At 68.1% G+C, this 10,604-nt stretch carries 13 protein-coding genes; 7 read left to right on the plus strand and 6 right to left on the minus strand.

What is annotated here, in order from left to right; translation table 11 throughout:
• Positions 1-36: 36 nt before the first annotated feature.
• Positions 37-384, minus strand: coding sequence for an NAD(P) transhydrogenase subunit alpha part 2 (locus ACFQS9_RS17225; RefSeq protein WP_378406846.1), 348 nt, complete (start codon positions 382-384; stop codon positions 37-39).
• Positions 384-1,499: a Re/Si-specific NAD(P)(+) transhydrogenase subunit alpha gene (locus ACFQS9_RS17230; RefSeq protein WP_378406848.1), complete on the minus strand. Its 1,116-nt coding sequence runs from the start codon at positions 1,497-1,499 to the stop codon at positions 384-386. The genes ACFQS9_RS17225 and ACFQS9_RS17230 overlap by 1 nt, the downstream gene beginning before the upstream one ends.
• A 249-nt stretch (positions 1,500-1,748) precedes the next feature.
• On the opposite strand from ACFQS9_RS17230, the gene ACFQS9_RS17235 reads away from it, so the two are divergent.
• The 3 genes from ACFQS9_RS17235 (at position 1,749) to ACFQS9_RS17245 (ending at position 3,757) form a co-directional block, all read left to right on the plus strand.
• Positions 1,749-2,126: a DUF488 domain-containing protein gene (locus ACFQS9_RS17235; protein ID WP_378406850.1), complete on the plus strand. Its 378-nt coding sequence runs from the start codon at positions 1,749-1,751 to the stop codon at positions 2,124-2,126.
• Between the two features lie 162 nt (positions 2,127-2,288).
• Positions 2,289-3,125, plus strand: a complete 837-nt coding sequence (locus ACFQS9_RS17240) for a maleylpyruvate isomerase family mycothiol-dependent enzyme (protein WP_378406852.1) — start codon at positions 2,289-2,291, stop codon at positions 3,123-3,125.
• Positions 3,125-3,757 (plus strand): Type 1 glutamine amidotransferase-like domain-containing protein, encoded by a 633-nt coding sequence (locus tag ACFQS9_RS17245; RefSeq protein WP_378406854.1) that lies wholly within the window; start codon positions 3,125-3,127, stop codon positions 3,755-3,757. Before ACFQS9_RS17240 ends, ACFQS9_RS17245 begins: the two co-directional genes overlap by 1 nt.
• A 46-nt stretch (positions 3,758-3,803) precedes the next feature.
• Here the strand turns inward: ACFQS9_RS17245 and ACFQS9_RS17250 are convergent, their stop codons facing one another.
• From ACFQS9_RS17250 to ACFQS9_RS17260, 3 genes are all read right to left on the minus strand, one after another.
• A complete protein-coding gene (locus tag ACFQS9_RS17250; RefSeq protein WP_378406856.1) occupies positions 3,804-4,130 on the minus strand; it encodes a hypothetical protein in 327 nt (108 codons plus the stop codon).
• 170 nt (positions 4,131-4,300) lie between these two features.
• Positions 4,301-4,570 (minus strand): hypothetical protein, encoded by a 270-nt coding sequence (locus ACFQS9_RS17255; RefSeq protein WP_378406858.1) that lies wholly within the window; start codon positions 4,568-4,570, stop codon positions 4,301-4,303.
• 232 nt (positions 4,571-4,802) lie between these two features.
• Positions 4,803-5,801 carry an alpha/beta hydrolase gene (locus tag ACFQS9_RS17260; protein ID WP_378406860.1) on the minus strand — a complete coding sequence of 333 codons (999 nt, stop codon included), beginning with the start codon at positions 5,799-5,801 and terminating at the stop codon, positions 4,803-4,805.
• Positions 5,802-5,970: 169 nt separating this feature from the next.
• Between ACFQS9_RS17260 and ACFQS9_RS17265 the strand changes: the two genes are divergently transcribed.
• The 3 genes from ACFQS9_RS17265 to ACFQS9_RS17275 are packed head-to-tail and all read left to right on the plus strand — an operon-like array spanning position 5,971 to position 8,735.
• Entirely contained in the window at positions 5,971-6,852 is an 882-nt protein-coding gene (locus ACFQS9_RS17265; protein ID WP_378406862.1) for a glycosyltransferase family 2 protein, read from the plus strand.
• 40 nt (positions 6,853-6,892) lie between these two features.
• On the plus strand, positions 6,893-7,789 hold the full coding sequence (locus ACFQS9_RS17270; protein ID WP_378406864.1) for a glycosyltransferase family 2 protein: 897 nt from the start codon (positions 6,893-6,895) through the stop codon (positions 7,787-7,789).
• 55 nt (positions 7,790-7,844) lie between these two features.
• Positions 7,845-8,735, plus strand: a complete 891-nt coding sequence (locus ACFQS9_RS17275; RefSeq protein ID WP_378406866.1) for a glycosyltransferase family 2 protein — start codon at positions 7,845-7,847, stop codon at positions 8,733-8,735.
• Between the two features lie 12 nt (positions 8,736-8,747).
• On the opposite strand, the gene ACFQS9_RS17280 is transcribed toward ACFQS9_RS17275, so the two are convergent.
• Entirely contained in the window at positions 8,748-9,707 is a 960-nt protein-coding gene (locus ACFQS9_RS17280; RefSeq protein ID WP_378406868.1) for a glycosyltransferase family 2 protein, read from the minus strand.
• Between the two features lie 257 nt (positions 9,708-9,964).
• On the opposite strand from ACFQS9_RS17280, the gene ACFQS9_RS17285 reads away from it, so the two are divergent.
• Entirely contained in the window at positions 9,965-10,573 is a 609-nt protein-coding gene (locus ACFQS9_RS17285) for a CatB-related O-acetyltransferase (protein ID WP_378406870.1), read from the plus strand.
• The last annotated feature ends 31 nt before the right edge of the window (positions 10,574-10,604 follow it).

The raw sequence follows: 10,604 nt of genomic DNA on the forward strand, positions 1-10,604 counted from the left end.
ACGCGACGATGTACAGGATGGAGACGAGGTAGCCCATCAGGCGTCAGCCCCCTTCTTCTCGGCGGCCGCATTCTTGTCGGACACTGCGACCTCCTTCTTGGGCTTGAACATCGCGAGCATGCGGTCGGTGACGACGAAGCCACCCACGACGTTCAGGGTGCCGAACACCAGCGCGACGAACAGGATGATCTTGATGCTCCACGGCGAGTCGCCGGGCAGGTGACCGAGCACGACGAGCGCGCCGAGCACCACGATGCCGTGGATGGCGTTGGTGCCCGACATCAGCGGCGTGTGCAGGGTGTTGGGCACCTTGGAGATGACGGCGAAGCCCACGAACCCGGCCAGGACCAGGATCGCGATGTTCGCCAACAGTTCGGTGTACATCAGGCTGATGCCTCCTTGCGAGTGACGCACGCGGCGGCGAGCACCTCGTCGTCGAAGTCCGGAGCGAATGCGCCGCTCTCGTCGAGCATCAGCTCGATGAGGGCGTACAGGTTCTTGGAGTACAGCTCGCTCGAGTGCTCCGGCATGGTGGCCGGCAGGTTCAGCGGGGAGCAGATCGTCACGCCGTGCTTGACGACGGTCTGACCGGGCTCGGTGAGCTCACAGTTGCCGCCGGTCTCGCCTGCCAGGTCCACGATCACCGAGCCGGGCTTCATGCCCTCGACAGCGGCGGCGGTGACCAGGCGCGGGGCCGGGCGGCCCGGGACGAGTGCGGTCGTGATGACCACGTCGAAGCCCTTGATCGCGTCCTCGAGCGCCTGCTGCTGCTGGGCCTGCTCGTCCTCGGTCAGCTGACGGGCGTAGCCGCCCTCACCGGCGGCGTCGATGCCCAGATCCAGCCACTGGGCGCCGACGGACCGGACCTGGTCCGCGACCTCCGGGCGCACGTCGTAACCGGTGACACGGCCGCCCAGACGCTTCGCGGTGGCCAACGCCTGCAGGCCCGCGACGCCGACACCGAGCACCAGCACGGTGGCCGGCTTGACGGTGCCCGCGGCCGTGGTCAGCATCGGAAAGTACCGGGTGGACTCCGACGCCGCCAGCACGACGGCCTTGTAGCCGGCGACGTTGGCCTGTGAGGACAGTGCGTCCATCACCTGGGCGCGGGAGATGCGCGGGATCGCCTCCACGGCGTACGCCTCGACACCCGCGTCCGCGAGCGCGGCGATGCCGCTCTCGTTGGTGCGCGGCGCGAGGAAGCCGATGAGCTTCTGGCCGGAGCGGAGCCGGGCGGTCTCCTCCGGGCTCGGGGCCGCGACCTTGAGGACGACGTCCGCGGACCATGCGTCGCCGATCGTCGCACCCGCCTCGACGTACAACTCGTCCGGCATGAGGGCGGCCAGACCCGCCCCGGACTCGACGATCACGTCGACGCCCTTGCCGCGAAGCGTGGCGACGATCTTGGGGACCAACGCGACCCGGCGTTCGCCGTCGTTCATTTCCCGAACGACGCCGACCGTTGGGCGCGGCTGCTGCGAGCTCTGCGATGTATCCAACTGTCTGTACTTCCTGCGGTAGGTGGTTTCGGCACCGCAGCGGACGGCGGTGCCCGTGCGACAAGCGGATGATGACCCAGCGGCACGAAGTTCACAACACTAGCCAGAGTTACGGTGCCGTAGGGAAATCTGATCCCTCAGGGTGGGCACTGAATCGAGTCCGAACAGGACTATTCACCGATCTCGGACATTCGAATGTGACTCCGGTCACCGCGTAGTCTGATGTTCCGACCGTTCGCGGAGGTGTCGATGACCAGACGGACCAAGCCGACCGTCACGGTCGAGCGCGTCTACGACCACCCCGAGCCCGAGCCCGGTGCGCGGATCTTCGTCGACAGGCTCTGGCCGCGGGGCATCCGCAAGGACGCGTTCCACTATGACGACTGGGCCAAGGACCTCGCGCCGTCGACCGAGCTGCGCCGGTGGTACAGCCACGAGGCCGCACACTTCCGGGAGTTCCGGGCCCGCTACCGCGCGGAACTCGAGTCCGACGCGGGCCAGGAGGCGATCGCCCGCGTCGAGCAGCTCGCGCACGGTCGCCCGTTGGTCCTGCTGACCGCGACCAGGGACCTCGAGCACAGCCACGCCGAGGTGCTGGCCGAGTTCCTGCGGGAGTCGGACTCGTGATCTCCGCCGACGACCTCGGCGGCGACCCGGTGTGCTGGCTCGACCGGGTGTGCCCCGAATGCGGATCGTTTCTCCCGGACGGCGCGGAGCACGGCTGCCCGCGGTGCACCCCCAAGCCGCATATCCCCGCAGCCGGGCAACACAGCACCTAGAGTTGCGCGGGTGAGCGATGCCAAGCAGCCGACGCTGATCGATCGTGAACCGCTGACCGCCGCCCTGTTCGAGGAATGGGACGTCCTCGACCGCCTGCTCGCCGGGCTCACCGACGAGCAGTGGGCCAGCCCGACACCCCTGCCCGGATGGACCGTGCACGACGTCGTCGCCCACCTGATCGGTATCGAGTCGATGCTCAGCGATGTCGAGCCGCCGGTCGCCGCGGACGAGGTGCCCGACTCCCCTCACGTCCGCAATGCGATCGGCGCCTTCAACGAACGCTGGGTCACCGGCCTGCGCTCGCACAGCCACGCCGAGGTGCTCTCGGGCTTCCGCGACATCACCCGCACGCGACGCGCGGCGCTGTCCGCGATGACACAGGACGACTTCGACGCCCCGTCGATGACGCCGGTCGGTCCCGACACGTACGGCCGGTTCATGCGGACCCGACTGTTCGACTGCTGGTTCCACGAACACGACATCCGGGATGCCGTCGGCCTGCCCGGCGAGGAGGGTGGGCCGCGGGCCGAGTACTCGCTCGTGGAACTGATCGGGGGGCTCGGCTTCGCGGTCGGCAAGAAGGGCGGCGCGCCGCAGGGCTCGACCGTGACGTTCGCCCTGACCGGTCCGCTCGCCCGCGACATCCACATCGCCGTCGACGGCCGCGCCGCCGTCGTCCCCGCCCTGGACGGGCCCGCGACCACGACGCTGCGGCTCGATTCGCGGCTGTTCACCCGGCTGTGTGGGGGCCGGACGTCCGCCGCCGACCACTCCGGGGAGATCACGATTCTCGGCGACGAGGCCCTCGGCCGACAGATCGCGAACAACCTCGCCTTCACCATCTGATGCGACTGTTCTTGTCCTCGTACAGGTTTGGGGCGCATCCCGATCTGCTGCTGAACCTGGTCGGCGAGGCAGGGCCGGTGGCCGTCATCGCGAATGCCGCGGACGCATGGGAGGTGGGACGGGACTCCGCGGTGGTCAGCGACGTGGCGCCGCTCCGCCGGATGGGCTTCGACGCACGGGAGTTGGATCTGCGTGAGTTCGTCGGCGACCCGGGATCGCTGCGCGCGGAGCTGGCGCGACAGGCGATGGTGTGGGTACGCGGCGGCAACACCTTCGTGCTGCGCGCCCAGTTCGCCCGCAGCGGCGCCGACGTGGTGCTGCCGGAGCTGCTGCGCTCCGACTCGCTGGTCTATGCGGGGTACAGCGCGGGGGCCTGTGTGATGTCACCGTCGCTGCGCGGGCTCGAACGACTCGACGATCCGGCGGAGGTCGGACCGGCCTGTGGGGTGCCGGTGATCTGGGAGGGTCTGGGCCTGGTCGACCATGCGATCGTGCCGCACTTCCGCTCGCCGGGATACGGGGCCGAGGAGTCGGCCCTGATCGAGGAGGTCGCCGAGCACTACCGGCTGGCGGGCACCCCGTACCGGGCCCTGTCCGACGACGATGCGATCGTCATCGACGAACGCAGTTGAGCGGCGGCCGCGGCCTGGCCGGCGGGCGCGGCCCCGCCACCACTCGTCAGCCGAAGGCGACGACCCGGGCGGCCGGCACGTGAACCGGCAGCAGCGCGGGACGTCGGATCGTCTTGAGCCTGCGGCGTGAGACCTCATCCGCCCCGTCGAGCAGTGCGTCGACGAGGAGCTCCGGATCCCGGCGCCATGCCGACCCGATCACCTCCACCGCGTCGTCGGTGAACAAACCCGAATCGGTCAGGGCATCGCGCCACTCCGCGAACTCTCCCCCTCGCACCAGATCGATCGCGCAGGCATCGATCTCGCCGCCGTCGAATTCGTACGACAGCACGGCGCTGACGAGCTCTTTCGTGTGGGATCCCAGGTCTCTCATCGTGTCGGTCCCTTCGTCAGTAATGACGGCAGATTCGCTGTAACACTGTGCGGTGCTCCGGCGATAGCTCACGCTATCCCCGATTCCGTGCATTGAACCTTCGGCTCGCCAACGATCTGATAACAGAGTGACTGGCGTGACAAATGTGACTGATGTGCACACAAATGTCGCTATCCGGCGACCGCCACGCGGTTCATCGAGTCCACGCCGTCCAGCAACGCGGAGACGAGCAACTCGGGGTCGCGCGACCACGCGGACCCGATCGAGTCGACCACCGACGGGGTGAACATCCCGGAGGACTCGACCGCGTCGAGGTACTCCCCGAACTCCCCGGATCGGATGGCGCCGATCACCACCTCGTCGGCCACGGCATGGCCCTCGAACTCGTAGGCGAAGATCGCGCGGATGATCCCGTCGACTCCACTGGGCAGTCCGCTCATTCGCCCACCTCTTCTTCCCGATTCACCTCGACGTGCGCATCCCGACGATCGGATCTGCGTCTACGTGTAACGCATTCGCGCTACCGAGCGATAGGGGGAAACCTAACCCAGCTTCCGCGGGGATTGGGTTGCTATTCGGAGAACGTTCGGTTACGAACCGGATACTATGGCGCCATTGCCGCCGAAACACCGTTATAAGGGCCGGCGGTCTGGTTTTCGAACGACCCGCCGCTCAGATCCCCAGGGACGCGGAGAGCAGCGGCAACGACTTGCGCAGGTCTTCCTGCCAGTACCCCCAAGAGTGGGTCCCGTTGGGCCGGAAATCGACCGTGGCCGGGATGTTCAGCTCGCGCAGCCGGTCGGCGAGCTGACGGGTGCACAGGTTCGTGGCGGCCTCGATCGCACCGCCGATCGCCACCTGGTCGGCCAGCGGCGGCGACTTCGGGTTGCGCGGCGCGTTCGGATCCTCGTGCACGCCGGGCAGCCCGTTGCCGGTCGAGATGTAGATGGACAGGCCCCGGAGCTTCTCGGCATTGAGGTACGGGTCGTGTTCGCGCCAGGCCGGCCCGTCGTACGGGCCCCACATGTTCGTGGTGTCCGCGCCTCCCATCACCTCGACGACCGTGCGGATGTACGCCTGGCCCACCGGATCGCTCGTCCGGGCACAGCCGCTGTAGGAGGCGACGCCCTTGTAGAGCCCGGGCGCCTGGATCGCCAGGTCGAGGACCGATCCCGCGGACATCGACAGGCCACCGATCGAGTTGACCTTGTTCGTTCCCAGCGCTTCGTCGATCACCGGCGGCAGTTCCTCGGTGAGGAAGGTCTGCCACATGTGTGCGACCCCCAGCTTGGGGTCGACCTTCTGCCAATCGGTGTAGTAGCTGAAGATGCCCGCGGCGGGGATCACGACGTTGACGTTCTTGTCGGCGAAGAGCTCGACGATGTCGGTCTGGTTCTCCCAGTCGGCGCCGTCCTCGCCTCCCCCCGCCCCGTTGAGCAGGTACAGGGTCGGCCGGGGCTCGCTGGTGTCGGCGGGCCTGATCACCTGCAGCGGGATCGCCCGGCCCATCGACGGCGAGTAGACGTTGACGTCCCACTGGCGGTCCGTGTGCTTGTCGATTCCCTCGACGCGGGCAGCGGCGGCGGCCGGCTCGGCCGGGGTCGCAGCGGCGGGCGCAACACCCAGCAGGACCGCGGTCAACAGCGTCGCCGCCAGCGTTCGTGCACGCACTTCGCTCCCACTTTCGCTCGAGAATCGACCGCCACCCTAATTCGACGGTCCGAATCGGACATACGTCCACCCGATAGAGTGATGCGCGTCACAGTGGGTGTGGCGGCCGTGCGCCCACGGTCCACGAAACAGCCGGGTCCACCGACCTTCCGTGCCATAGACTCCGGCCGTGCAGCCCCGACTGGTTTCCGTCATCATCCCCGCCTACAACGGTCTGCCCCTCATCGACGAACAGTTCGACGCGTTGGCCGCACAGGACTACACCGGCGACTTCGAGGTCGTGGTGAGCGACAACGGATCGACCGATGGCCTGCGGGAGCACCTGGCACACCATCGGCTGGCCGATCGCCTGCAGTTGCGGTGGATCGACAGCTCCGACAAGCAGGGCACCCCGCATGCCCGCAATGTCGGCATCGCCGCCGCGTACGGCGACTTCCTCGCCTTCACGGATCAGGACGACCGGGTTCATCCGGGTTGGCTGACCGCGCTCACGCTCGCCGCGCGAGACTTCGACGCGGTCGGCGGGGCGGTCGAGACGGCGTCGATCAACACGCCGGAAGTGGCGTCCTGGCGCCCGATGCCCGCACCCGACGAGCGCTTCGAGGAGGCCGGCTACCTGCCCTACGCGATCGGCTGCACCTTCGGGATCTGGCGCCCCGTCATCGACAAGGTCGGCGGCTTCGACGAGTCCTTCACCCGCGGCGGTGAGGACACCGCGCTGTCGTGGACCCTCCAGCTCAACGATTTCACCCTGGGACACGCGCCCGATGCCCTGGTGGCATACCGATTCCGCACCACCTACCGGGACACCTGGCGGCAGTTGCGCGGGTACGGGGAGAACTCCGTCAAGCTCTATCTGGCCTTCCGCGAGCACGGGCACCCCCGCCACAGCGTCAGGAACCTCGCGCTCTCCTCGATCGGGGTCGTCCTCCTCAACCCCCTCGTGCCCCGGTTCATCGCGCGGATCCCGCGGGGAATGTGGTTCGCCCAGACCGGCTTCCTCGCCGGAAAGATCCGTGCCAGCATCAAGCACCGGGTCTTCTATATCTGAGTCGAGCTCCGCGCGGGTCGACCGTGGCTATCATCAGCCCGTGACCGCACCGGCCCGCGTACCCAGCTTCGTCTCCGTGATCATCCCGGCGTACAACGCCCGACACCTGATCGACGCGCAGTTGTCGGCGCTCGCCACCCAGGACTACCCGGGTGAGTTCGAGGTCGTCGTCAGCGACAACGGTTCCACCGATGGGCTGCAGGATCACCTCCTCGACCATCCGCTCGAACAGGCACTGAGCCTGAGGGTCGTCGACAGTTCCACCGCCCCCGGCGCCGCGCACGCCCGCAATGTCGGCATCGCCCGCGCCAAGGGCGAGTTCCTCGCGTTCTGCGACGCGGACGACCAGGCCCACCCGGAGTGGCTGTCGGCCCTGGTCGAGGCGGCCCCCGGCAACGACGCGGTCGCCGGCACCGTGGAAACCCACACCCTCAACTCGGCAGAGGTCCAGCGGTGGCTGCCGATGCCCGACCCGAGTGAGCGACCGATGTTGTTCGGCTGGATGCCGTCGATATTCTCGGGATCCTTCGGCATGTGGCGGACGACGTCGGAAGCCGTGGACGGGTTCGACGAGCGCTATGCGCGTGGCGGCGAGGACAACGACCTGGCGCTGCGCATCCAACTCGCCGGGTTGAGCCTCGCCCACGCTCCCGCCGCGCTCGTCTCGGTTCGGCTGCGCAGCACCTTCGGTGATGTGTGGCGGCAGATGGTCAAATACGGCGAAGCCGACGCGAAGGTCTATGCCGCCTACGTCGACCGCGGCGTTCCCCGGCGGCCCCGGCTCGCCGTCGTCGCCGAGGTCCTTCGACTGGCGCTGACCAACCCCCTACTGCCGCAGCGAATCTCGGGCACCTCGCGCGGGCACTGGGTGCAGAGCTGCGCCCACCTGGTCGGCCGGGCGATCGGCAGCGTCAAGTACCGGACGTACTTTCTGTAGCCGGCCCTCGTCGCTCGTCGGGAGACCGGCGTTGCACCGGCCATAGGATCGGCGAGTGTCTCGCAGTCTGCCGCACCTCGTCTCGGTCATCGTCCCCGCGTTCAACTGCGCTCACCTCATCGACGTGCAGTTGACCGCGCTCGCCCGGCAGGACTATGCGGGCGAGTTCGAGGTCGTGGTCAGCGACAACGGATCCACGGACGGGCTTCGGGCGCTTCTCAGGGACCACCCGCTGACGGCGACCCTGAACCTGCGGTGCGTCGACTCGACCGGGGTGGTTGGCGTCTCGCACGCCCGGAACGTCGGGATCGAACACGCGCGAGGCGACTTCCTCGCGTTCTGCGACGCCGACGATCGAGCACACCCGAACTGGTTGACCGAGTTGATCGCGGTGGCCGCGACCTCCGACGCGGTCGGTGGGTCCATCGAGACCGCCTCCCTCAACGACCCGGATACCGCCGCCTGGCTGCCCACGCCGCCGCCCGACCAGCGTGCCGCCGTCAAGGGGATGTACCCCGTCGCCGGAGGCTGCAACCTCGGGATGTGGCGCCACGTATTCGACGCCGTCGGTTCCTGGGACGAGTCCTACGTCGCGGGATGCGAAGACACCGACTACTGCCTGCGACTGCAACTGGCCGGGTTCAGCCTCGCGCACGCACCGAACGCCCTCGTTGCCTATCGGATCCGAGGCTCCCACACCGCCTTCCGCAGGCAGCAGTCGACATGGGCTCAGAAGCAGGTTCAGCTGTACGCGCAGTACCGCAGCCTCGGTGCGCAGCGCCCACCGCTCACGATGACACCGATGCAGCTTCTCCTGCTCGCGATCCACAACCCCGCCGTCCCCCGGCCGCTCAGGCAGCTGTCCTACGGACAGTGGCTGTACTACGCGGCCGGCATCGCCGGGCGGATCCGCGGCAGCATCCGGCACCGGGTCTACTTCGTCTGACCTGCGGGGTGGTCACACGGTCGTCGGGGCGCCCGCCAACCGCCGTGCGCCCTGCTGCCTGGCCCGACGCAACTCACGCCGCGGGGACCCGAGCAGGAGTTTCGCGCGCGAGGCCCGATCAGGGCCGCGGACCACCGACGCCAGCAACAGGTCCGCCCACACCAGCCACCACCATCCGAATCCGCTCGCGCGCACCGACAACGGTAGGGAACGGTCGACCACCACCTTGGACAGGACCCGGTAGCGGTCCAACCAGTCCTTGTTGTGGACGGCGTTCACGAAGGACTCCGATGCCGCATGGTGGAATCGAATCGACAGCTCGTCGGGCGACCACGACACCGTCGACCGTTGCATGATGCGCATCCACAGGTCCATGTCGACGAGCTGATAGAGCCCCTCGTCCAGTCCACCCACCTCCACGGCCGTGCTCCGCCGGACCATCACGCAGGTCGGTTCGCCCACCCAGTTCCCCCGCGCGCCGCCGCGGACGAACTGCGACACCAGCGCGGCGCCGTCGTTCGTGGACCGCAGGTCCCGGAAGTTCTGCTCGAGCCGTCGGTGCCGCTCCCCCCAGCTCACGTCCTCGGTCTCGATGATCCTCGGCGCGAAGGCGAGCCCGACCGTGGCGTCGTCGAACAGCGGCGCGAGGGTCGAAAGGCAGTGAGGGAGCAGGCGGTCGTCGCCGTGCACGAACTGGATCGCCCTGCCCCGGGCCAGGCTCAGACACCGATTGTGGTTGCCGACGAGGCCGAGCCTGACCTCGTTGCGAATAACCCGGGCGTTCTCACCCACCAGCGAGCGGGCGATCTCGTAGCTGTCGTCGGTGGAGTCGTCGTCGATGATCAGGAGCTCGAAGTCGTCGAAGTCCTGACTGACGATGCTCGCCAGACAGCGCGCGATGGTGTCGGCGTTGTTGTACATCGGGATGCAGACGCTGACCGCCGGGGCCGAGCTCTCGGATTCGACTGACACTTCTCTCCTTCACCTGGCCCGCTAGTACCGATCGGGGCTCGCGGACGCCTCGCCGGACATTCAACCAGGATGGCCGCCTGTAGGCGCCCACATGGCAGGCACCCTCCTCGAGGCCAACGCCACACCCGAGTTCCGGGACGGTAGCGACACGAACGGGTTACCCTTCCTCTGGCCCGCGCAGCGTGGGTGGGGAGATGGGGGTCGACTCGGCGGCGTGGCCGCCGCATGTCGCGAACCGTCGGCAAGGGCGGGAGCACATGAATCTATTCCGGTTGCGGCGAACCTCGAAGCTCACGGACATCGAGAAGGTCCAGCGCCTGGGGCTCGGCACCGTCGGAGTGGGAACCTATGGGAACCCGAGGATCCTCACCTTCACCCACGACCCGACGCGCCTGACGATCGGCTCGTACTGCTCCATCGCGGACGGAACGGTGATCGTGCTCGGTGGTCAACACCCCACCGACGAAGTGACGACGTATCCCTTCCGGATCATGCTCCAGCTCCCCGGGGCTGGCGAGGATCGTCACCCGCTGCCGAAGGGTGACATCGTCATCGGCAGCGACGTGTGGATCGGCGCGGGGGTGACCATCCTCAGCGGCGTCGACATCGGGCACGGCGCGATCCTCGGCGCCGGAGCCGTGGTCTCGAAGGACGTGCCCCCCTACTCCATCGTCGGCGGCAATCCGGCCCGCCTGATCAGGAAGCGGTACGACGACCAGACGATCGACAAGCTGCTGCAGATCTGCTGGTGGGACTGGCCACAGGAGAAGATCGTCGAGAACCTGGAACTCCTGTCCGCACGCGACCCCTCCGAGTTCCTCGAGCGCCACCTGCCCGCCGCCGGCCGCGACCGGTCCCGCGCCTGAGCCTGTTCATCGTCATGAAGTCGTGAGGAAC

Origin of the sequence: Rhodococcus daqingensis (assembly GCF_042665615.1) — a bacterium.
Taxonomy (GTDB): domain Bacteria; phylum Actinomycetota; class Actinomycetes; order Mycobacteriales; family Mycobacteriaceae; genus Rhodococcus_G; species Rhodococcus_G daqingensis.